Annotated in this window: 18 protein-coding genes and 2 pseudogenes; 6 read left to right on the plus strand and 14 right to left on the minus strand. The window is 72.0% G+C overall.

Annotated features, from left to right (window positions below; all coding sequences use genetic code 11):
* Nucleotides 1-51: 51 nt before the first annotated feature.
* Both QFZ58_RS07360 and QFZ58_RS07365 read right to left on the minus strand, forming a co-directional pair.
* Complete coding sequence (locus tag QFZ58_RS07360) at nucleotides 52-888, minus strand: inositol monophosphatase family protein (protein WP_307124106.1); 837 nt, start codon at nucleotides 886-888, stop codon at nucleotides 52-54.
* Between the two features lie 45 nt (nucleotides 889-933).
* Nucleotides 934-1,530 (minus strand): annotated as a pseudogene (locus QFZ58_RS07365) (gamma-glutamyltransferase); the annotation flags it as partial.
* A gap of 78 nt (nucleotides 1,531-1,608) precedes the next feature.
* On the opposite strand from QFZ58_RS07365, the gene QFZ58_RS07370 reads away from it, so the two are divergent.
* Nucleotides 1,609-2,820, plus strand: coding sequence for a PP2C family protein-serine/threonine phosphatase (locus QFZ58_RS07370; RefSeq protein ID WP_307124107.1), 1,212 nt, complete (start codon nucleotides 1,609-1,611; stop codon nucleotides 2,818-2,820).
* 308 nt (nucleotides 2,821-3,128) lie between these two features.
* Here the strand turns inward: QFZ58_RS07370 and QFZ58_RS07375 are convergent, their stop codons facing one another.
* A complete protein-coding gene (locus QFZ58_RS07375; RefSeq protein ID WP_307129095.1) occupies nucleotides 3,129-3,314 on the minus strand; it encodes a hypothetical protein in 186 nt (61 codons plus the stop codon).
* A gap of 251 nt (nucleotides 3,315-3,565) precedes the next feature.
* On the opposite strand from QFZ58_RS07375, the gene QFZ58_RS07380 reads away from it, so the two are divergent.
* Entirely contained in the window at nucleotides 3,566-3,823 is a 258-nt protein-coding gene (locus QFZ58_RS07380) for an HU family DNA-binding protein (RefSeq protein ID WP_307124108.1), read from the plus strand.
* A 140-nt stretch (nucleotides 3,824-3,963) separates the two neighbouring features.
* Here the strand turns inward: QFZ58_RS07380 and QFZ58_RS07385 are convergent, their stop codons facing one another.
* The 6 genes from QFZ58_RS07385 to QFZ58_RS07410 all read right to left on the minus strand — a co-directional run bounded on the left by QFZ58_RS07385 (nucleotide 3,964) and on the right by QFZ58_RS07410 (nucleotide 9,872).
* Nucleotides 3,964-4,305 (minus strand): DUF3140 domain-containing protein, encoded by a 342-nt coding sequence (locus tag QFZ58_RS07385; protein WP_307124109.1) that lies wholly within the window; start codon nucleotides 4,303-4,305, stop codon nucleotides 3,964-3,966.
* Entirely contained in the window at nucleotides 4,302-4,529 is a 228-nt protein-coding gene (locus tag QFZ58_RS07390) for a DUF2945 domain-containing protein (protein WP_307124110.1), read from the minus strand. Before QFZ58_RS07390 ends, QFZ58_RS07385 begins: the two co-directional genes overlap by 4 nt.
* A gap of 206 nt (nucleotides 4,530-4,735) precedes the next feature.
* Nucleotides 4,736-6,574 carry a glycoside hydrolase family 2 protein gene (locus QFZ58_RS07395; protein ID WP_307124111.1) on the minus strand — a complete coding sequence of 613 codons (1,839 nt, stop codon included), beginning with the start codon at nucleotides 6,572-6,574 and terminating at the stop codon, nucleotides 4,736-4,738.
* Between the two features lie 56 nt (nucleotides 6,575-6,630).
* Nucleotides 6,631-7,530: a carbohydrate ABC transporter permease gene (locus tag QFZ58_RS07400; protein WP_307124112.1), complete on the minus strand. Its 900-nt coding sequence runs from the start codon at nucleotides 7,528-7,530 to the stop codon at nucleotides 6,631-6,633.
* Nucleotides 7,531-7,532: 2 nt separating this feature from the next.
* Nucleotides 7,533-8,483, minus strand: coding sequence for a carbohydrate ABC transporter permease (locus tag QFZ58_RS07405; RefSeq protein ID WP_307124113.1), 951 nt, complete (start codon nucleotides 8,481-8,483; stop codon nucleotides 7,533-7,535).
* A gap of 24 nt (nucleotides 8,484-8,507) precedes the next feature.
* A complete protein-coding gene (locus QFZ58_RS07410; RefSeq protein WP_307124114.1) occupies nucleotides 8,508-9,872 on the minus strand; it encodes an extracellular solute-binding protein in 1,365 nt (454 codons plus the stop codon).
* Between the two features lie 247 nt (nucleotides 9,873-10,119).
* Here QFZ58_RS07410 and QFZ58_RS07415 point away from each other — a divergent pair, with 247 nt between their 5' ends.
* Both QFZ58_RS07415 and QFZ58_RS07420 read left to right on the plus strand, forming a co-directional pair.
* The gene (locus QFZ58_RS07415) at nucleotides 10,120-11,184 is read left to right on the plus strand and encodes a LacI family DNA-binding transcriptional regulator (RefSeq protein WP_307124115.1); all 1,065 of its coding nucleotides are present in this window, start codon (nucleotides 10,120-10,122) and stop codon (nucleotides 11,182-11,184) included.
* Between the two features lie 151 nt (nucleotides 11,185-11,335).
* A complete protein-coding gene (locus QFZ58_RS07420; RefSeq protein ID WP_307128794.1) occupies nucleotides 11,336-12,400 on the plus strand; it encodes a biotin/lipoate A/B protein ligase family protein in 1,065 nt (354 codons plus the stop codon).
* A gap of 93 nt (nucleotides 12,401-12,493) precedes the next feature.
* Here the strand turns inward: QFZ58_RS07420 and QFZ58_RS07425 are convergent.
* Nucleotides 12,494-13,472 (minus strand): annotated as a pseudogene (locus QFZ58_RS07425) (hypothetical protein).
* A 170-nt stretch (nucleotides 13,473-13,642) separates the two neighbouring features.
* Between QFZ58_RS07425 and QFZ58_RS07430 the strand changes: the two are divergent.
* Entirely contained in the window at nucleotides 13,643-15,895 is a 2,253-nt protein-coding gene (locus QFZ58_RS07430) for a cation-translocating P-type ATPase (protein WP_307124116.1), read from the plus strand.
* A 186-nt stretch (nucleotides 15,896-16,081) separates the two neighbouring features.
* On the opposite strand, the gene QFZ58_RS07435 is transcribed toward QFZ58_RS07430, so the two are convergent.
* The 4 genes from QFZ58_RS07435 to QFZ58_RS07450 all read right to left on the minus strand — a co-directional run bounded on the left by QFZ58_RS07435 (nucleotide 16,082) and on the right by QFZ58_RS07450 (nucleotide 21,154).
* Nucleotides 16,082-16,372, minus strand: coding sequence for a hypothetical protein (locus tag QFZ58_RS07435; RefSeq protein ID WP_307124117.1), 291 nt, complete (start codon nucleotides 16,370-16,372; stop codon nucleotides 16,082-16,084).
* 147 nt (nucleotides 16,373-16,519) lie between these two features.
* Nucleotides 16,520-18,742 (minus strand): NADP-dependent isocitrate dehydrogenase, encoded by a 2,223-nt coding sequence (locus QFZ58_RS07440; protein ID WP_307124118.1) that lies wholly within the window; start codon nucleotides 18,740-18,742, stop codon nucleotides 16,520-16,522.
* 386 nt (nucleotides 18,743-19,128) lie between these two features.
* Nucleotides 19,129-20,619, minus strand: a complete 1,491-nt coding sequence (locus tag QFZ58_RS07445) for an amidase (RefSeq protein WP_307124119.1) — start codon at nucleotides 20,617-20,619, stop codon at nucleotides 19,129-19,131.
* A gap of 175 nt (nucleotides 20,620-20,794) precedes the next feature.
* Entirely contained in the window at nucleotides 20,795-21,154 is a 360-nt protein-coding gene (locus QFZ58_RS07450) for a hypothetical protein (protein WP_307128795.1), read from the minus strand.
* A 258-nt stretch (nucleotides 21,155-21,412) separates the two neighbouring features.
* On the opposite strand from QFZ58_RS07450, the gene QFZ58_RS07455 reads away from it, so the two are divergent.
* A complete protein-coding gene (locus QFZ58_RS07455) occupies nucleotides 21,413-22,174 on the plus strand; it encodes a hypothetical protein (RefSeq protein WP_307124120.1) in 762 nt (253 codons plus the stop codon).
* The last annotated feature ends 85 nt before the right edge of the window (nucleotides 22,175-22,259 follow it).

The raw sequence follows: 22,259 nt of genomic DNA on the forward strand, positions 1-22,259 counted from the left end.
CGTGGCGGGCCGGGGCGGGCGGGACGTGGCGGGCCGGTCCCGGGCCCTGGCTCAGACCCCGGCCCGCAGCGCGTCCAGTACCCGTTGCGCCGTCGCCGCGTCCCGCGCCGCCGTGAACGGCAGGTCGTTGCCGCCGGTGATGCGGTACAGGTCACCGGTGAGGGTGGACTGGGTGCCGCCCGCCTCGGTGACCAGGAGCAGGCCCGCCGCATGGTCCCAGGCGAACTCCCAGTTGAAGGCGACCGCGTCCTGCGCACCACTGGCCACGGCGAGGTACTCGAGCCCCGCCGAGCCGCACGCGCGGGCGTCGATGCCCTCGGTGTGCAGGCCGAGCAGGGCGCGCTTCTGCGCGTCGGAGGTGTAGTCGGGGTGGGACATCGCCACCTTGAGCACGGCGCCGGGCGCGGGCGAGCCGCTCCGCAGCGGCCTGCCGTTGAGCGTGGCGCCCCTGCCCCGTACGGCGACGGCCCACTCGCCCAGTACCGGGGCGTACGTCCACGAGGCGAACACCTCGCCGTGGTGGGCGAGGGCCACCAGGGTGCAGAAGCCGGGCTCGCCGTGGACGAACTGGCGGGTGCCGTCGACCGGATCGACGATCCATACGGGGGCGTCCCCGCCCAGGGCCTCGTACACCGCCGGGTCGGCGTGCACCGCTTCCTCGCCCACGACGACCGAGCCGGGCAGCAGCCTGGTCAGGGAGGCCGTGAGGTGCTCCTCGGCCAGCCGGTCGGCGGCGGTGACGAGGTCGTGGGGGCCGCTCTTCTCGACGATCTCGTGCGCGGCGAGCTGCTGGTAGCGCGGCAGGATCTCGTCGGCGACCGCGGCGCGCACCGCCGCCTCGACCTCGGTCAGGTGTCCGCCGCTCTCGGCAAGGAAGTCATCGATCATGCTTCCAGCTAAGCACGGTCCGCCGCCCGGCCTCCCGAGGGGTTGTCAGCGGCCGACGGCGTACCCCTGCATGCCGCGCGGGTTGGCGGCCGCCGACAGCACGCCCGTCCCGGGGTCGCGGGCGACGGCGCTCAGCCGGCCCTCGGACCAGGGTTCGCCGACCACCACGTCGTGCCCGCGGCGGCGCAGTTCCTCGACGATCCGCGGGTCCGTCCGCTCCTCGGCGCTCACGCCGCCGGGGCGCATGCCTCGCGGATGGAAGGAACTGGGGAAACTGTCGTTGTGCCAGTTGACGGCGTCGATGGCGCCCTGCAGGTCGTAACCTCCGCGTACCTTCGGACGCAGGGCGACGGCAAGGAAGAAGTGCAGCTGCCACTGGTCCTGCTGTTCACCGCCGGGGGTACCGAACGCCAGCACCGGCACCCCGTCGCGGAGCGCCGGGGACGGGGTGAGCGTCGTGCGGGGGCGACGGCCCGGGGTGAGGGTGTCGGGCAGCCCTTCCTCCAGAGCGTCGAACGCTCCCGGTACGGCGGCGGCGAGCGGGCCCGTGCCGGGAACCAGGCGGAGGCGGCCGCCGGGGCCCCGGGCCCTGTCGCACGTCTCTCCGGCGCCCCCCTGCGCGCCCCCTATTCCCTCCACCGGCCCTTCTCATGCCCGGACGCACCGGGTGAGGTCGGCGAAACCCGGGGAATAAGTGGCGACAGACGATGGGAGGTTGCCATGCATGGCAGAGACTTGGAACTGGGTGAGCTCCTGGCCGCCGCGGAATCCGCGCCGCCCGGGGAGTCCGTCGGGGTACTCGCGGACGACCTGCGCAAGCGCTTCGGGGCGGAACGGGTGTCGTTCCTGTTCGCCGATCTCATGGGGCAGCGGCTGCTGCGCCTGACCGCACCCGACGAGGGTGACAGGGCGGACGCCGCGGAGCAGATCGATCTGCAGGGCAGCGTCTACGAAACGGTTCTCCGGAGCCAGCGCCAGCGTGTGGAACCGGAAGGTCAGGGCGGGCAGCGGGTGATCTCGCCGGTCACCAACCGCGGCGACTGCATCGGTGTGCTGGAGGTGACGCTGCAGTACGCCGACGAGGGCGTACTCGGGCAGATCAGCGACGCGGCCCACGCGCTGGCCTACATCATCGTCACGGACAGCCGCTTCACCGACCTCTACCACGCCGGCCGGCGGACGACCCGGACCAGCCTGGCCGCCGAGATCCAGCACCAGCTGCTCCCTTCGGCCTCCTGCTGCGAGGCCCCCCAGTTCACCCTCGCGGCCGGCCTGATCCCGGCCGACGACATCGGCGGCGACACCTACGACTACACGCTCGACCGGGACACGCTTCACCTCTCCATCACCGACGCCATGGGCCACGACACCGACTCCGCCCTGCTGGCGACCCTGGTCACGGGTGCGTTGCGCGGCGCCCGCCGCACCGGGTGCGACGCGCTCCATCAGGCCCGCCGCGCCCATGAGGCCCTGTTGACCCACAGTCGCGGGCTGGTCACCGGGCAACTGCTGTGCGTCCGGCTCGAGACGGGCACCTGTGAACTGGTCAACGCGGGCCATCCCTGGCCTCTGCGCCTGCGGGCCGGCGCAACCGAGGTCGAGGAGGTCGAGCTCGCCGTCAACCTGCCGTTCGGCGTGGCGGCGCCCACCTCGTACCAGCTGCAGGAGGTCCAGCTGAACCCCGGCGACCGACTGGTCCTGCTCACCGACGGAATGCAGGAACGCGGTGCCGCGGATGTCGACCTGGCCTCCGTCGTGCGCGACACCCGCACCTCGCATCCCCGGGAGGCGGTTCGCGCCATGACGACAGCGGTACTGACTGCCTGCCGCGGCAACCTCAAGGACGACGCCACGGTCCTCATACTGGACTGGCACGGGCCCGCCCGGCGCGATGCCCGGCGCGATGCCCCGCCGGGGCCGGCCTGGCGATGAAACGCCCGCCCTCCTTCCGTACGGTCGCGCGACGACACGGCGCAGCGGGCCGTGGAGCACCGGACACGGCCGGCCCGATCGACGCGGCACCCGCTCGGTCCCTCGTCCCGTAGCTCCGCAGCCCCAGCCCCACAGCCTCGCAGCCCCGTGCACCCTGCGTACGGAGCCACCCATTGCACGCGTGGAGGGGCCTCGGTGGCATACCGCCACCGAGGCCCCTCCGAGGAACTGCTTCACCATCCGCGCCGCGGCGGGACCCTGCACCAGGCGCAGGCCGTCGCACGGACTCCGCCCGCGCCGGGGCGCGGTCAACGCCGCACGCTCTCCTTGGCGTCGCGGGCCTTGCCGCGGGTCTCCAGTGCGGCTCCCTTGGCAGCGGTGGTCTCGTCGCCCATCGCGTGGGCCACCTTCCTCACGGCCTTCCCGACAACCTGCTCGGTCTTGGCCTTGGCCTTCTCTCCGGCGCTCATGTCGGTCCTTTCGTAGGTGCTCATGGATGCGCCTGCCCCTGGCCCCAGAGTGGAAACACGGGGGCATCGCAGTGGCCGTGGCCGAGTCGGCTGTCAGGGGGCCGCGCCGCACGTCCGTGTCACCGGCCTTCCGGCGAACCGGTGAACATCCGCGCCACACTCCCGGGCAACGGCGTGCCGTCCGGCCGGGGTGCTTGGGTGCGAGTGCATGGGTTCACGTGCCCGGGCTCACGTCGGGCAGCGCATCGGACAGCCGGGGAAGGAAAAGGATCAACATGGACAGGAACGCGCTCATCGAGGCAACCGTCCGCAAGGCGGGCGGGGACGCCGGTCAGGTGTCCGCCCAGCACGTCGAGCAGATCCTGGACGCGCTGTTCGGCACGGTGGACCGCCCCGGAACGATCGCCGAGGGGCTCCGGGACGGTGAAACGGTCTCGATCATGGGATTCGGGGATTTCCACCTCGAAGGGGCCCGGCCCGCTCTGCGTCCGGGCCGGGCCCTCAACGAGTTCGTCGACGGTACGGTCGGCTGAGACGACCCACGGTCGGCCTGGACGACGTACGGTGACGGCGACCTGACACGGCGTACGGCCGACGTGTGCGGCGTGATGCGGCGTGATGCGGCGTACGACCCGTCGGCACGGCCGGGGCGCGGGCGCACCGCCCCCCGCTGTCACTTCTCCGGATCGTGGCCCCAGTTCATGAGGGAGTGACGCCACCGCGTGTCGGTGACGTCCCCTTTCGGCCGCTGCTTCCCGTGCCGGTGCACATAGCCGACGACCTTGCGCATGTGCGCGACGTCGTCGTCGGTCAGGTCCGCCTTCTCGGTGCGCAGCAGTTCGACGATCCGGCGGCCCGACGCGTGTCCCACGCTCTCACCCGAGCCGTCGGACTGCCCCGCGCCGCGCGACTCGTCCGTGTCCAGCCACTTCTCCATCTCGCCGGCCGTCATGTTCACGGCCTCGCCGAAGCGCCGCACGCTCTCCTCGCGGTCCGCGTCACGGCCACCGGTCACGACTTCTTGCCCTCCTTGTGCAGGGAGCCCGGCTTGTGTACGGCGTGAGCACCCGACTTGTCGCTCTCGACCTCGTACTGCGGGTCGTCCTTCGACGCGTCGACCGTGCGTCCGGCCGCCTCGGTCCGCTCGGTGATCTTCTTGCGCACCGTGCCCGGGACGTCCTGTCCGTGGCTGCTCCACGTGACGTCGTCGCCCTTGTCCAGCTTCTTGTCCTCGGCCATGGGGGTGCCCTTCCTCTCGATCGGAGCCGCCGTACGGTCGGCGGGCGGGGGCCGCACATTCCATGATGAAGGCGGACATCACATCGGTCATCCGCAGCCGTGCGGACGGCGGAGGGACTGCGGGAGCGGAGGGACTGCGGGCAGCAACGGGACACCTCCCCGGGCTGCGGACCGGGGAGGTGTCCTCCGTGGCCGGGCGTACGCCGTTAGGCGCCGCCCTCCTCGACGGCCTTGTCGGCCTCGATGGCCGCCGGGCGCGTCTGCGCGGCGCGGATGCGTTCGATGTCCAGCTTGGTGCCCCGGTCGAAGCGGTAGACGCCGTTCTGCTCCTGGAAGACGTCGGTCAGCTGCGTGTAGCAGTAACCGAACATGTTCGGGTCCTGCAGGAGTACGCCGGTCAGGCCTTCGAAGCGTGCGTGGAACTCCTCCTCGTCGCGTACGCGCTCGCCGTAACCCCACGAGGCGGTGCGGTCCTCGCCGGACTGGGCTGCCGCCGCCTCGGGGTCCCACCAGATGCCACCGAACTCACTGACGAAGTAGGGCTGGCCACGGTAGGGCTGCGAGTAGGCGGCACCGTTCTCGTAGGCGTTGACGAACGGCTCGTCCTTGGCGAGGCCGGCCATCAGCTGCCGGAAGGCGGCCGGATCCTGCTCGTAGTTGTGGGCGTCGTAGATGTCGGTCTCGGCGACCCGGTGGGCGTAACCGGAGGCGTCGATGACCGGCCGGGTGGTGTCCATCGCCTTCGTGGCGAGGAACATCGCCCGGGTCACGGAGTCGAGCTGCGTGATCCGGTCGTGCAGCTTCTGGTACGTCTCGTTGAGCGGGCACCACCCGATGACGGAGGGGTGCGAGTAGTCACGCTCCAGGGCTTCGAGCCACTGGCCGGTGTACGAGGCGTCCGGCTGCTGGTTGTCTCCCGAGGAGCCGCCGGTCTCGCAGCCCCAGTCGCCGAACTCGCCCCAGACCAGGTAGCCGAGGCGGTCGGCGTGGTAGAGGAAGCGCTCCTCGAAGACCTTCTGGTGGAGCCGGGCCCCGTTGAAGCCGGCTGCCATGGCGATCTCGATGTCGTGGACCAGCGCCTCGTCGCTCGGGGCGGTCATCAGCCCGTCGGGGTACCAGCCCTGGTCGAGTACGAGCCGCTGGAAGACGGGCCGTCCGTTCAGGGTGACGGCCTTGCCCCGCAGGCCGACGGCGCGCAGTCCCGCGTAGCTCTCGGCGCTGTCGACCACCTCGCCCGACCCGTCGAGCAGTTCCAGCCGCAGGCCGTACAGGTGCGGGCTCCCGGGCCCCCACTCGTGTCGCCTGCCGTCCGGTACGGGCAGGTGGAGCCGGGGTGCGAGGTCGAGGTCGGCGCGTACCTCCGCGCGGCAGACCTCACCGTCGCCGTCGGAGAGGACGGCGCGCACCCGGTGGCCGGGGCGGTTGCCGGACAAGGGCAGTTCCAGGTGGAAGGCGGACCCGCCGAGGTCGGGTGTGATGCGGGGACGACGCATGTGGAGGTCGGGGACGGGCTCCAGCCAGACCGTCTGCCAGATCCCCGTGACGCGTGTGTAGTTGCAGTCGTGGTTGGCGTACTGGACGGCCTGCTTGCCGCGGGCCTGCGGGCCGGAGCGGGAGTCGCGGGCCCGGACGGTGAGGGTGACCTCCTCACCGGGGCCGGCGACGTCCCCGAGGTCGGCGGTGAAGGGGGTGAACCCGCCGCGGTGGCGTGCCACTTCGACGCCGTTGGCCCAGACGGTCGTGTCGTGGTCGACGGCGCCGAAGTGGAGCAGTACACGGCGTCCGGCCCATGCGGAGGGCAGGGTGAGGACCCGCCGGTACCAGACGGCTTCGAGGAAGTCGGTGTCCCCGATGCCCGACAGTTCCGACTCGGGCGGGAAGGGTACGAGGATCTCCCGGTCCAGGTCGCGGCCGAGGAGACCGCGTTCCAGGCCACTGTCTCCCTGGTCGGTCTCGAACTGCCAGGCGCCGTTGAGGCTGAGCCAGTCGCGACGGACGAACTGCGGTCGCGGGTACTCGGGACGGGGCAGGGCGGGGGTGGGCAACACATGCTCCAGTGAGTGAGGGGTTCGTGGTGAGCGCGGAGGGGCGGGCGCGGAGGTCAGGAGCCGCCGAGTCCTGTCGTGGCCACCGAGCTGACGATGCGCCGCTGGAAGAGGAGGAACACCACGATCAGCGGGAGTGCCGCCAGCAGCGCGGAGGCCATGGACTGCGCGTACTGGATGCCGTAGGCGTCCTTGACGGTGGCCAGACCCACGGGCAGCGTCATCAGGTCGGGGTCGTTGGTGACGATGAAGGGCCACATGAAGTTGTTCCAGGCCCCGATGAAGACGAAGATCGACACGGCGGCCACGATCGGCCGGGACAGCGGCAGCACGATCGACAGGAACACCCTGATCTCGGACGCGCCGTCGATCCGGGCCGCCTCCTCGAGTTCCCTGGGGACGCCGTCGAAGAACCGCTTGAGGATGAACACCATCATCGGCGCGACCACTTGGGGCAGGATCACCGCCGCGTAGGTGTCCACCATGTCGAAGAGGAGCATCTGCTCGAACAGGGGCACGACGAGCAGTTGCGGCGGGACCATGACGGCCGCGACGGTGACGGCGAGGAGGACCTTGCGGCCGCGGAAGGTGCCCCGCGCGAAGCCGTACGCGGCCAGGGTCGAGACGACCACGGTGATCAGGGTGACGAGGCCCGCGACGAGGAAACTGTTGAAGGCCCACAGGAGCACGTTGCCGCGCTCCAGGATCTGCTCGTAGGACCCGAGGGTGAGGTCGCCCTTGAACGGGGAGAGGCCGGGGGTGGCCACGTCCTGTTCGCTCTGGAAGGACGTGGCGACGGACCAGACGAACGGCAGGAGCCAGACCGCCGCGAGGACGCACAGCGCGGTGGCTGCCAGGACGCGCGGCAGCCGTCCGTGACCGAGGAGCAGCGGCGAACCGGCCGCTTCACGGGGTGCCCGGCGGCGTGGGCCGAGTGAGGGTGCGGTGGCGGACACGGTCAGTCCTCCTGGCGGAAGAAGCGGAGCTGCGCGACGGAGACGATGATCACGAGCGCGAAGAAGAGGTAGGAGACGGCGGAGGCGTAGCCCAGCCGGTAGCCGGTGAACCCGACGTCGTAGACGTATTCGAGGATGGGCCGGGTCGAACCGTTGGGTCCGCCCTTGGTGAGGATGTAGATCTGGTCGAAGACCTTGAGCGAGGCGAGGACCTGCAACATCCCCACCAGCACCGTCGTCCTGCGCAGTTGGGGCAGGGTGACGGACCACAGCCGCCGCCAGGCTCCCGCGCCGTCGAGCGCGGCGGCCTCGTCCAGGGCCGGGGGGAGGGCCTGGAGCGCGGCGAGGTAGAGGAGGAAGTTGAAGCCGACCGTCCACCAGACGGTCAGTGCGGCCACGGACCACATCGCGACCGCCTCGTCGGAGAGCCAGCCCACGGGCTCCATGCCGAGGGAGGTCAGCAGCTGGTTGCCGAGGCCGATGTCGGGCTGGTACAGCCACGTCCAGATGAGGGTGACCACCGTCACCGGCAGCAGGTACGGCGCGAAGAAGGCGAGCCGCCACACCCACTGGCCGGCCAGTCCGCTGTGGACGAGCAGCGCCATCGCCAGGGCGAGCAGGACCAGCGGTACGCAGGAGATGAGGGTGAAGACGACCGTGTTGCCGAGGCTGCTCCACACGTCGGGATCGCCGAAGGCCTCGGTGTAGTTGGCGAAGCCGACGAAGCTCGTCTCCCGTAGCGCGAGTGAGGCGTCGGTCAGGCTCATCCACAGCCCCTGGACCACGGGCCAGACGAGGAAGAGGGCGAAGACGACCAGGAAGGGCAGGACGAAGATCAGGCCGTTGCCGGTCGCGGCGCGGGCTCCCGTCCGTGCGGCGCGGCGGGTTCGGCCGGTGCCGGAAACGGGTGTGCCGGCAGGCGCGTCGGCACCCGGAGGTGCGGTGGTGGTCACGTCGGTAACTCCTTCTGGTCTCGGTCAGGCCACCGGATCGGGCTGCCTCAGCAGCGCGTCCGCTTCCCGGACCATCTGCCGTACGGCCTTCTCGGCGGTGGTGTTGCCGAGCAGCGCCGACTGGAGCGGCTGGCACATGCGGTTCTGGAAGTTCGAGCCCGCTCCGGCGAACCAGTTCGGCGGGTCGAGCACCGCCACTTCGGCGGCGTCCGCGTACGAGGACTGCGGTGTCAGCTCGGCGTACTCGGGTTCGGCGAGCACGGGCTGGTAGGCGGGGATGTGACCGGCGCTCGCCCAGGTGATGCTCTGTTTGAGCATCTGCGCCACATAGCGGTGGGCCTCCCGGCGCCGGGCGGGGTCGGGGTGCTCCTGGTGGGGCAGGACGAAGCTGTGCGAGTCGGTGTAGACGGCGGGCCGCTCGAAGACCTGCGGGAAGGGGGCCGCGCCCAGGTCGAGGTCGGACTTCCGGAGCGTCGGCAGCTCCCACTCCCCCAGCATGGCCATGCCGCCGCGGCCGCCCAGGAAGGCGGCCATCGCGCTGTTGTAGTCCAGGTTGTTGGGATTGGTCCTGCCGTCGAAGAGCTGCTGCATGAACGTCACGACCCGTACGGCCGCGTCGGTGTCGATCTCGGCAGGGCCGCCGTCGGGGAGCGTGAAGGCGGCGCCGGTCTGGGCGTAGAGGGCCGCGAACTGCCGCCAGTTCTGCGCCGTGTCGGTGACGTGCCCGAAGAGGATGCCCGCGCCCCCGGTCGCTTCGGCGAGCGCTTCGCCCGCGTCGAGGAGGGCCCGTGGCGAGCCCATCGGCGCCAGCTCGCCCGAGGGGTCGAGGAGACCCGCCTTGTCTGCGGCCCGGCGGTCGTAGAAGACGATGAAGGGGTGGACGTCGAGGGGGATCGCGTACACCGTGCCTTCGTGCCGGGTCCGCTTCCACACCGCCGGGGTGAAGTCCTTCGCCGTGACACCGAACTCGGCGAGCAGGTCGAGGTCGAAGGGGTCCAGCAGGCCGCCGGGGGCGTAGCCGGCCAGCCGGGACAGGTGCAGTACGGCGACGTCGGACGCCCGGCCTCCGGCGGCCGACACGGCGAGCTTCGTGTAGTAGGACGGGCCCCAGTCCAGGATGGTCCGGTCGACGGTGAAGCGGTCAGGGCCGTGGGAGACGGCGTCGATCATGTCGTCCATGAGCATGCCGTCGCCTCCCTGGAAGAGGTCCCAGACGGTCAGGGCGGACGCCCCGGAGGAGGCGGCCGGTGAGGCACAGCCCGCCAGCGGGCCCGAGGCGAGCAGGGCGCCCGCCATGCCGTGGCGCAGGAGCCTGCGGCGGCCGATGCCGCCCGCAGGGGGAACCGCCGGTGCGGGCCCCGGTGCACGGGCGGGGAAAGAGGAACTCATCGCGGACCTTTCGACGGCCGGACGCTCATGCCGAAGCGGCGGTGGGCCGCCGTGTGAGGCCGGTCCACCGCGCACGCCAGGTGGTGTGGACGCACCGGCTGAAGCGGTGCGGTGGCCCTTTTTTACATCGATGTACATTCGCTGTAAAGGGTTCCGGCACCACCGGGATCCCGGTGGGGTCCCACCGCGTCCGGGGCCGGCACGCCAGGACATAGACTCGGCAGCGCGCGAGGGCGGGGAGGTTGCGGTGGCACGGCCCAGGATCAAGGACGTCGCACGGCACGCGGGGGTGTCGGAGAAGACGGTGTCCAATGTGATCAACGATTACGTCCATGTCTCCGACCGGACCAGACGTGTGGTGCGCGAGTCCATCGAGCACCTCGGATACCGGGTCAACCTGGCAGGCCGTCACCTGCGCAAGGGCCGCACCGGCATCATCGCGCTCGTCGTGCCCGAGCTCGACGTCCCGTACTTCGCCGAGCTCGCACGCCATGTCATCCGTGAAGCCGAGCGGTGTTCGCTGACCGTGCTGATCCACCAGTCCGGCGCGGACCGCGAGCACGAGCTCGCGGCGCTGGCCGGCTTCGGCTCGGACTTCGTCGACGGCATCATCCTCAGCCCGCTCGCCCTGACCGCCGACGACCTGCGCGAGCGCACCGGCGCACCGCCGACCGTGCTGCTCGGAGAGCTGCTGGAGGAGGGGGCCGACCATGTCGCCATCGACAACGAGAAGGCCGCCCGCGAGGCCACCGAGCACCTGATCGCCCTCGGGCGCCGTACCGTCCTGGCCGTGGGCGGACGGGACCACGACGCGGGCCTGGGGACCGCCGAGGCGCGCACCCGCGGTTACCGGGCCGCCCTGGCCGCGGCGGGCATCGCCTGCGGACCGGACTCGCTGCTTCCCGTCGGCTCCTTCCGGATGCCGGACGGCGCCGAGGCGGTGGCCGGGGCTCTTGCCGCCGGGGCCCGTCCCGACGCGTTGCTGTGCTTCAACGACCAACTCGCCCTGGGGGCTCTGCGGGCGCTCCACGAGCACGGCCTGAGGGTGCCCGAGGACGTCGCCGTCGTGGGCTTCGACGACGTGGAGGGCGGCCGGTTCAGCGTGCCGACCCTGAGCACCGTCGCCCCGGACAAGGCGGCGGTCGCCAAGGTCGCCGTGGAGCTCCTGCGCCGGCGCATCGCCGAGGCGGCCCGGTCACCGGACCCGGTGGACGCCGCACAGCCCGGCGGCGCCCCCGAGGACCGTATCGTGGCGCACCGCCTCGTGCTGCGTGAGAGCACCGAAGGTCAGCGCGGGGGCCCCCGGCGCTGACCGGGGGCATGCCGGGCCGCGGCTGTGCGCGCCGGCCTCGGCCCGCACCGGGCCGCAGTCCGCGGAGCGCGGATTAAACCGCCCATCCATGGCGTTGTGCCTGATCACAAGCTTGTTCATGGACATGAGTCGACGCATGCGGAGGCCTGAGGTGCACGGTGAGTACAAGATCCCGGGCGGCAAGCTCGTCGTCGTCGACCTGGACGTCCAGGGAGGCGCTCTGCGGAACGTGCGGGTGGCCGGCGACTTCTTCCTGGAACCGGACGAGGCCATCCTCGCCATCGACGCGGCCCTGGAAGGGGCTCCGGCCCACATGGACACCACCGCTCTCGCGGCCCGCATCGACGCAGCCCTTCCCGCCGGCACGGTGATGCTCGGTCTGACCGCCGAGGGCGTCGCCGTGGCCGCGCACCGCGCACTGTCGCAGGCCGGCGAGTGGCGGGAGCACGACTGGCAGCTCATCCGGGAGGGACCGCAGTCCCCCGCTCTGCACATGGCGCTGGACGAGGTCATCACCAGGGAGGTCGCCGCGGGCCGCAGGCCGCCCACGCTGCGGGTCTGGGAGTGGGCCTCGCCCGCGGTGATCATCGGGAGCTTCCAGTCCCTGCGCAACGAGGTCGACCCACAGGGCGCCGCCCGCCACGGCATCACCGTCGTGCGCAGGATCTCCGGGGGCGGGGCCATGTTCGTGGAGAGCGGCAACACCATCACGTACTCGCTGTCGGTACCCGCTTCCCTCGTGGCCGGCCTGTCCTTCGCCGACTCCTACGCCCATCTCGACGCCTGGGTCCTCCAGGCACTCGGCGACATGGGCATCAATGCCTGGTACCAGCCGCTCAACGACATCGCCACCGATGTCGGCAAGATCGCCGGCGCCGCCCAGAAGCGGATGGTGGGCCCGGACGGCGGGCCGGGAGCCGTCCTCCACCACGTCACCATGTCCTACGACATCGACGCCGACAAGATGCTGGACGTCCTTCGCATCGGCAAGGAGAAGATGTCGGACAAGGGCACCGCGTCCGCCAAGAAGCGCGTCGATCCCCTGCGGCGGCAGACGGGCCTGCCGCGCGAGACGGTCATCGACCGCATGGTGGAGTCCTTCCGCGACCGGTACGGGCTCACCGACGGGCGGGTCGGTGACGAGGAACTGGCGCGCGCCGAGGAGCTGGCCGTCAGCAAGTACAGCAGTGAGCGATGGACGGCGCGCGTGCCGTGACGGGGTCCGTCTCTCGGCGTGGGGCTCCGCCCGAGAACGCCGACGTGACGCGGCCCGCCCCCTCGGCGTGGGGCTCCAGCCCGAAGGCGCCGGTCAGTGCTGATGCCCGTCCGCCCCGTGCTCCTGCACGACGGGCTGCCGAGCGGCGCCGCCCTCGGTGTGCAGGGTGAACGCGGCCGTGCGGACCTTCCCCCCCGTGCCGGAAGTCGAGGAAGAGGCGGTACGACCCCTCGCTGGGAGCGGTCACCGTGAAGGAGACCTCCGGACCCGGTCGGGTCGTGCCGTCGCCGGGTCCACCGTTCGGGTGGACGTGCAGATAGGCGAGGTCGCCTGAACGCAGTGCGACAAGGTGCCCGTACGCACCGAGGTAGGGCTGGAGGTCGGTGACGGGCTCGCCGTCCTTCGTGATCGCGAGCTTCAGCTCACTGCCCGCCCCGGGGCGAAGGCCGCCCTCGAGTCGCACCACGTACCCGTCCACGGCCACCGTCCGCCCGCCGCGAGCGAGCGGCTCCGGCGTCGAGAGACCCGAGACGGCCAGGTCGGCACCCAGCGTGAGCCCACCGGCCGGCCCCGCGTCCGGCCGGAAGTCGGCGAAGAGGCGGTAACCGCCGGCCTTCGGGAGGTCTACAGGGGTGGACCAGGTGCCGTCTGCGGCCCGTTCGGGGTGCAGGTGCCGGTATGTCGCCAGGTCGCGGGAGGCCACGATCAGGTGCAGTTCCTTGCCGTGCTCGCGCCGGAAGGCGGTCACCGTTCGCCGGGTGCGCTCCTCGACGACGGCGAAGCGCAGCTCGGCCGCCTCACCCGCCTCGATGCGCGGCGTCCGGAGGTCCAGGGCGTAGCCCCCCTCGGAGATCTGGAGCCCGCCGGGTGGCGACGCCGCCTCACCGGCTCCCTCCCCCCGGCGGCCCGCGTGCTCGCCGCCTGCCTCCCCTTCCGGCACGTGCCGGCCGGCGTGCTGTGCGGGCCCGCTCCTGCCGGCGACGGGGGCGACGGCACCGCCCGCCGCGTACGCCGTTCCGAACGTCGCCGCCAGCACTGCTGCGTAGACGCTGATTTTGAGGCCTGTGTTCATGGGTCCCTCCCTGCTGCCGGGCCGCGGTCGCGACCCCTTGGAAGATACCCCCCCGGGGTAATTAGTCAACCCGCCGCACACGCTTGCCACGCATACACCTGGGGGGTATACATGGAGCCGTTCACCTCATACCCCGGTGGGGTATGAAGAAGCCACCCGAGGAGCACGTCATGGCCACCCCCAGCACGACAGCCGAAACGGCCTCGGTCGAGCTCGCCATCGGCGGGATGACCTGCGCCTCGTGCGCGGCCCGCATCGAGAAGAAGCTCAACCGCATGGACGGTGTCGAGGCGTCCGTCAACTACGCGACGGAGAAGGCGAAGGTCTTCTTCACCGGTGACGTCGAGATCTCCGACCTCGTCGCCACCGTCGAGGCGACGGGCTACACCGCCCACGAACCGCCATCCGCCACCGAGACCGGGCCGGACGGGGAAGGCGGGCAGCGGCGCGACGAGCTCGCCCCTCTACGGCAGCGGCTGGTCACCGCCACCGTCCTCGCCGTCCCGGTGATCGCGATGGCCATGGTCCCCGCACTGCAGATCGAGTACTGGCAGTGGCTCTCTCTCACCCTGGCCGCACCGGTCGTCACGTACGCGGCCTGGCCTTTCCACCGCGCCGCGTTCACCAACGCCCGCCACGGCGCCGCGACCATGGACACCCTGATCTCGGTCGGCACCTCGGCGGCGTTCCTGTGGTCGCTGTGGGCCCTGTTCTTCGGCACCGCCGGCACCCCGGGCATGACGCACCCCTTCGAGTTCACGATCGCTCGCAGCGACGGCGCGGGGAACATCTACCTCGAAGCGGCGGCCGGCGTGACCGCGTTCATCCTGGCCGGTCGGTACTTCGAGGCCCGCTCGAAGCGCAAGGCGGGGGCGGCGCTCCGGGCCTTGATGGAGCTGGGCGCGAAGGAGGTCACCGTGTTGCGCGAAGGGCGGCAGGAGACCCTCCCGATCGCCGCCCTGGAGACCGGGGACCACTTCCTGGTGCGGCCGGGCGAGAAGATCGCCACCGACGGCACGGTGATCGAGGGGTCCTCGGCCGTGGACGCCTCCATGCTCACCGGTGAATCCTCCCCGGTGGAGGTCGCGACCGGCGACGCCGTGACCGGCGCGACGCTGAACGTCGGCGGCCGTCTCGTCGTCGAGGCCACCCGGGTCGGCTCCGACACCCGGCTCGCCCGGATGACCGGACTGGTGGAGGAGGCGCAGAACGGCAAGGCCGCGGCCCAGCGCCTCGCGGACCGGATCTCCGCCGTCTTCGTACCGGTCGTCATCGCACTCGCCCTCGGCACCCTGGGCTTCTGGCTGGGCAACGGGACAGGGCTGACCGCCGCGTTCACCGCCGCCGTCGCGGTCCTGATCATCGCCTGTCCCTGCGCCCTGGGCCTGGCCACCCCTACCGCCCTCATGGTGGGCACCGGACGCGGCGCCCAGCTCGGCATCCTCATCAAGGGCCCGGAGGTACTGGAGACCACGCGCCGGGTCGACACGATCGTCCTGGACAAGACCGGCACCGTCACCACCGGCCGTATGACCCTGCTCGCCGTCCACACCGCGGAGGGAACGGACAGGGCCGACGTGTTGCGGCTCGCCGGAGCTCTCGAGAACGTCTCCGAACACCCCGTCGCCCGGGCCGTCGCCACCGGCGCGACCGCGGAGGCCGGCGGTCTGCCCGCGCCGGAGGACTTCGCGAACGTACCGGGACTGGGCGTGCAGGGCGTCGTCGAAGGCCACGCGGTACTCGTGGGCCGCGAGAAGCTGCTGGCCGCATGGGCGGTCGAACTGCCCGCCGGGCTCCTCCGGGCCGCGCGTGACGCGGAAGCCGCCGGGCGCACCGCCGTCGCCGTGGCGTGGGACGGCGAGGCCCGCGCCGTCCTCGAGGTCGCCGACGCCGTCAAGGACACCAGCTCCGAGGCGATCCGCCGGCTCCGGGCCCTCGGTCTCACCCCGATCCTGCTGACCGGCGACAACCGGGCCGTCGCCGAGGCCGTCGCCGAGGAGGTGGGGATCGACCAGGTGATCGCCGGGGTCATGCCCGAGGACAAGGTCGACGTCGTCCGGAAGCTGCAGGCCGAGGGCCGCAGCGTCGCGATGGTCGGCGACGGCGTCAACGACGCGGCGGCGCTGGCCCAGGCCGATCTGGGCCTGGCCATGGGCACCGGTACCGACGCCGCCATCGAGGCCGGCGACCTCACCCTCGTACGCGGCGACCTCAACTCCGCCGCCGACGCCATCCGCCTCTCCCGCAGGACGCTCGGCACCATCAGGACCAACCTGTTCTGGGCCTTCGCCTACAACATCGCGGCCCTGCCGCTCGCCGCCGCCGGCCTGCTCGACCCGATGATCGCCGGGGCGGCCATGGCCTTCTCCTCCGTCTTCGTCGTCGGCAACTCCCTGCGGCTGCGCGGCTTCAGGGCCGCGTAAACGTCGGCACGCGGGCAGGACGCGGCGGCGGAGGCCGACCGGCCTCCCGGATGCTCCACCTACGGGAAGAGTGCTTCGACGTCGAGCGGGCGTGGCTGCGGTGGTCCTCGTCATGGACGCGACCCCGGGTGCCGTCCGGCCCGAGCTGCCGGGCGGGCCCGCGGTGCGGGCCGCCGACGGCAGGACCTACGGCGTGACGGGCGGGGACGGCACCGGGCCGGTGGGCGCCGGGCCGGGGGCGCCATGCCGGGGGGCGCCAGGCCGCTGCTCCCGGTCCGTACCGGCGCCGGCGGCCGCGTCCAGGGTGACGGCAAGGAGTGCGGCGTCGTCCTGCAACTCCTCCCCGGTGTGACGGAACACGGCCGACAGGACGGTGTCGAGAACCGTCCCCGGATCGGGTGGCAGGGGCCCGGACAGTGCGGGGACAGGGTCGAAGAACGTGCCGTCCGGCACCACGTGCTGAACCGCCGCCGCCACCTCGCGGCTCGTCCGCGACTGCTGCCGGTCACGCGTTGCACGCCCGTCAGGTGCCACACCCGCGCACGCGGGCCGCCCCCGGCAGGCGGAGTGCCTGCCGGGGGCGGCCCGGGCGTGCGGTGTGGTGCGGCCGTGCCGCGCCGGGGATCAGCCCAGCGAGGCGATGGCCTTGTTGAAGGTCGCCGACGGGCGCATGACGGCCTCCGCCTTCGCCGGGTCGGGCTGGTAGTAGCCGCCGATGTCGGCCGGCTTGCCCTGGACCGCGATCAGCTCGGCGACGATGGTCTGCTCCTGCTCGGACAGCGTCCTGGCGAGCGGCCCGAACGCCTCGGCGAGCGCGGCGTCGTCGGTCTGCTTCGCCAGCTCCTGGGCCCAGTAGAGCGCCAGGTAGAAGTGGCTGCCACGGTTGTCGATGCCGCCGAGCTTGCGGCTCGGGGACTTGTCCTCGTTGAGGAAGGTGCCGGTGGCCCGGTCCAGGGTGTCGGCGAGCACCTTGGCGCGCGCGTTGTCCGTGGTGGTGGCCAGGTGCTCGAAGCTGACCGCGAGGGCGAGGAACTCACCCAGGCTGTCCCAGCGCAGGTAGTCCTCCTTGACCAGCTGCTGGACGTGCTTGGGCGCGGAGCCGCCGGCGCCCGTCTCGAAGAGCCCACCGCCGTTCATGAGCGGGACGACGGACAGCATCTTGGCGCTGGTGCCCAGCTCGAGGATGGGGAACAGGTCGGTGAGGTAGTCACGCAGCACGTTGCCGGTGACCGAGATGGTGTCCTCACCGCGGCGGATGCGCTCCAGGGAGAAGGCCGTGGCCTCCTCCGGCGTCCGGATGGAGATGTCCAGGCCGTCCGTGTCGTGCTCGGCCAGGTAGGTGGTGACCTTGGCGATCAGGTTGGCGTCGTGCGCGCGGCCCTCGTCCAGCCAGAACACGGCCGGGTTGCCCGTCGCGCGGGCGCGGGTGACGGCGAGCTTGACCCAGTCCTGGATCGGGAGGTCCTTGGTCTGGCACATCCGGAAGATGTCACCGGCGCCCACGGCCTGCTCCAGCACGACGTCGCCCTTGCCGTCGAGGACCCGCACCGTGCCGGTGGCGGGGATCTCGAAGGTCTTGTCGTGGCTGCCGTACTCCTCGGCCTTCTGCGCCATCAGACCGACGTTGGGTACGGAGCCCATGGTCGACGGGTCGAAGGCACCGTTGGCGCGGCAGTCGTCGATGACGACCTGGTAGACGCCCGCGTAGCTGCTGTCGGGCAGGACCGCGAGGGTGTCGGCCTCGTTGCCGTCCGGGCCCCACATGTGGCCGGACGTGCGGATCATGGCAGGCATGGACGCGTCGACGATGACATCGCTCGGCACGTGCAGGTTGGTGATGCCCTTGTCGGAGTCGACCATCGCCAGGGCGGGGCCCTCGGCGAGCTCGGCCTCGAAGGACGCCTTGATCTCGGCGCCGACGTCGGGCAGGGAGTCGAGGCCCTTGAGGATGCCGCCGAGGCCGTCGTTCGGGGTCAGGCCGGCCGACGCGAGCACGTCACCGTACTTAGCGAAGGTGTTCGGGAAGAAGGCGCGGACCACGTGGCCGAAGATGATCGGGTCGGAGACCTTCATCATCGTGGCCTTCAGGTGCACGGAGAACAGGATGTTCTCGGCCTTGGCGCGCGCGACCTGGGCGGTGAAGAACTCGCGCAGCGCGGCGACGCGCATGACGGCCGCGTCCACGACCTCGCCCTCCAGGACCGGCACGGACTCGCGCAGCACGGTGGTGGTGCCGTCGTCGCCCGCGAGCTCGATGCGCAGCGAGCCGGCCTCGGAGATGACGACGGACTTCTCGGTCGAGCGGAAGTCGTCGACGCCCATGGTGGCGACGTTCGTCTTCGAGTCGGCGGACCAGGCGCCCATGCGGTGCGGGTGCGCCTTGGCGTAGTTCTTGACCGACGCGGGGGCGCGGCGGTCGGAGTTGCCCTCACGCAGGACGGGGTTCACCGCACTGCCCTTGACCTTGTCGTACCGCGCGCGGACGTCCTTGTCCTCGTCGGTCCGCGGGTCGTCCGGGTAGTCCGGAAGCGCGTAGCCCTGCGCCTGAAGCTCGGCGATCGCGGCCTTCAGCTGCGGGATCGAAGCCGAGATGTTGGGCAGCTTGATGATGTTCGCGCCGGGCGTCCTGGCCAGCTCACCGAGCTCGGCGAGTGCGTCATCGATACGCTGGTCGGCCTTCAGACGCTCCGGGAACCCGGCGATGATGCGTCCTGCCAGGGAGATGTCACGGCGCTCCACCGTGACCCCCGCGGTCGAGGCGTAGGCCTCGATGACCGGCAGGAACGAGTACGTCGCCAGGGCAGGGGCCTCGTCGGTGTGCGTATAGATGATGGTCGAGTCAGTCACCGGGTGCTCCGCTCCACGTCTGCAACATTGCTTGACATCAAGATATCTCGTGACCGCCCCCCTCTCCACAGGGCCCCGCCCCGCCTGCGGCCCACGACCGGCCTGTCGTGTCGCCGCCGGGGCCCGGCGGGCCCGGGGTGCCCGGCCGTCCGCGGGCCCCGACCAGCCCGGACTCGTGCGCGAGGACCACGGGCCGCGCCCGGTCCCGCGCCGTCGGCCTGACCGTCGTGCGGCCGACACGCGTCGTGGCCGGGGAGGCAGTTGACCACCATGTGGGACGACGCCCTCCTCGTCGCGCCGCCCGAGCCGCTACCGGGGCCGCTGACCGAACGTCCGGCCCGGCCCGGCGCCCTGACGCGTGCCGCCGTGGGCAGGGATGCGGTGGTTCAGCGCCCGTCGCCCCCGGTGAGCCGTACCGCGACGGGGTCGGGCGGGCGGTGCTCGTACCAGCGCCGGTCGGCTTCCAGCTGGGCGGCGAGCGAGATGAGCCGTCCCTCGCTGCGGGAGGGTCCGAGCAGCTGGGCGCCGACGGGCAGGCCGTCGCGGGTGAAGCCTGCCGGGACGTTGACGCCGGGCCAGCCGAGGACGTTCCAGGGCCAGGCGTACGGACATGCGGCGGTCATGGCGAGGTCGGTGCGCCAGGCGCTCAGGTTGTCGAAGGCTCCGATCCGGGGCGGCGGGGCGGCGGTGGTCGGTGTCAGCAGCACGTCGTATCCGGACCCGGCCGGATCGAAGAAGGCGCCGATCCTGCGGTGCTGGCGCACCTCCCGCGCGCGGGCCGCCCGTACCACCCGGCCGCCGAGGCGCGTGCCGGTACGCAGGGCACTGCGGGTGCGCGGGTCCAGGAGCCCGGGTTCGGGGTGCAGCGCGGCGAGTTCGGCGATGCCGGCGGTGGCGCGGGGGACGAAGGAGAGGCCGATCAGGCCGTAGCGGGGACGGGCCTCGTCGACGTGGTGGCCGAGGCCGGCCAGGACTTCGGCCAGCGCGGTGACGGCGCGCAGGACCTCTGGGTGGGGTGAGTTCCGCGTGAGGGTGAGCGGGGGGTCGAGGGCGAGGCCGATCCGGAGCCGGCCGGGGTCGCGGCGGGCCGCGGCGGAGGCGTCGACGGCGGGCGGGCGGTGCGGGTCGCCGGGGTGGGAGCCCGCGGCGGCGTCCAGGAGCAGGGCCGCGTCGGCGACCGTACGGGCCAGGGGGCCGTTGACGGTGAGCCCTTGGAAGGCGTCGCTGTGGGGGTGGACGGAGATCCGGCCGCGCTGCGGCTTGATGCCCACGAGGTGGGTCCAGGCCGCCGGGATGCGGATGGATCCCGCCCCGTCCGAGCCGAGTGCGGCGGGGACCAGACCGGCGGCGACGGCCGCGGCGGAGCCGCCCGAGGAACCTCCGGGTGTGTGGGCGGTGCTCCAGGGATTGCGGGTGGCGCCGAAGGCGGGCCCTTCGGTGAAGGCCCACTGACCCAGCTCGCAGGAGTTGGTCTTGCCGACGATCACGGCCCCCGCCGCGCGCAGCCGGCGGACCGCCTCGCTGTCGGCGGAGGCGGGCGGCAGTTCCCCGTCGCAGCCGAAGTAGGTGGGCATACCGGCGACGTCGGTGTCGTCCTTGACGGCGACCGGTACGCCCAGCAGCGGCAGCCGCTCGCCCGCCGCGAGCCGCCGGTCGGCCTCGGCGGCCTCGGCGAGCGCGGCTTCGGTGCGCAGGTGCCGGAAGGCGTTGAGGGTGTGGCGGCTCGCCTCGATGCGCGCCAGCGCATCGGCGACGAGCGCCTGTGAGGTCGTACGGCCCTCGGCGAGCTCCTGGGCGCTGCCCACGAGTCCGGCCTGCGGGGCCGGCTCCTGCGGCCCGCTGCGCCCGGAGCGTTCGGTGGGGTCTGCTGAGGACATCGCTGCCGCCTCCTCGCGTCCGCCCCGGGCCCCGGGTCCCGGGTCCGCCCCGGAACCGCCCCGGCGGATGTACTGGAGAGTAACGAGGTGGCGGAGCCCGCTCAAGCATGCCGCGGCGGGAGCCACCGACTCCGGCCGGCCCGGCAGCCGGCTGCCGTGGAGGGACGGGCGGGCCCTAGGGCCGCACGTGGATCTCGCCGATCCCCGTGCCCAGGCCGGCGCAGTGGGCGGTCGACTGGCCGGACTGCCCCGGGGCGAGGGTCACGTGCTCACCGTCCACGTCCGGTGACCAGCCGCAGACCAGGTGGACCCAGAAGATCTGTGTCGAGGTTCCGTTGTTCCGGCACAGTGCGTACCCGGTGTAGTCGTCGATCGCGTGCTTGCCCGTGTCGCAGGAGAGACCGGGCGGTGTGGCGGCGACCGCGGTCGCCGGCACGACCGGCGCGAGGGTCACACCGGCGACGACGGCGGCGCGCAGGAGGGCGCGGGCGGCCCTCCCGCCGTATGTCTTCCGCGTCCTTCCCCCGACGTTCATGTCGCCCCCGAGAGCCATGTCTCCACCGACGGTCATGTCGCCCCTCGTGTTCATCTCGCCCCTTCGCGCCCTGGTCATCGCTGCTTCCGGGGCAGATCTCCCCCACGCTCCGTAGCCGAAAACACCGCTGAACATCACACTCCGTGCATGACAGCCGCCGTGCGGCGCCCCGGCCCCCGGCGTACGCTCGCAACGGGGGACACACGGGAACACACACGCGAGAAGGCCCTGGACAGGGGCGTTCGCCGAGGAGGCACCGTGACCGGACAACGCGTCGCCGCTCGCGCGGCAGCCTGCGGGGCAGCGGTCGTGCTCGCCGTCACGAGCGGCACGGCGGCCGGTGCGGACGACGACTTCGAGTCGCTGCCCGCCCAGCAGATCGCCGACCGTTCCCGCGACGCGCTGCTGAGCGCGAAGTCCCTGCACCTCAGCACCCGGGGCGACCTGGGAAAGGGCCGCGACCCGATGAGCATCGACCTCACCCTGGACCGGGACGGCAACTGCGCGGGCGGTGTCGACCTGGGCGGCGACAAGGGCTCGGTCGAGATGATCAAGCGGGGCGACGCCGTGTGGGTGAAGGCGGACGCCGACTTCTGGAAGAACCACCTACCGGTCGGCGGCAGCGCCTTCGAAGCCATCCTCGGCGGCCGGTATCTGAAGGCATCCGTCAAGGACGCGAGGCTGCACACCGTCGTGGCGGCATGTGATCTCGACACCGTCCGCGACCTGGTCTCGAAAAGCGCCGGCGTGGGCACGGGAACGCTCACCAAGGGAGCGGCGAAGACGGTCGGCGGGGCGCGGGCCGTACCCGTCACGAAGAACGCCGCCGGGCAGGAACTGACGCTGTACGTGGCCACCGAGGGCAAGCACTACCCGGTGCGGCTCACCGTACGGAGCGACAAGGCGGACGCGTCCGTGGACTTCTCCCGCTTCGACAAGCCGGTGGCCACGGCCACTCCGTCGCCGGACGACACCGTGGACATCAACGCTCTGCTGGGCCGGAGTCCCTCGCCGTCCTGACCCCGCGCCCCCCGCTCACCGACGAGGACCGGGAACGAGAACGGATGCGTCGCCCATGCCCGGCACGACGAGCGAACCGGCGGGT

The sequence above is a fragment of the Streptomyces sp. B1I3 genome, assembly GCF_030816615.1.
GTDB lineage: Bacteria > Actinomycetota > Actinomycetes > Streptomycetales > Streptomycetaceae > Streptomyces.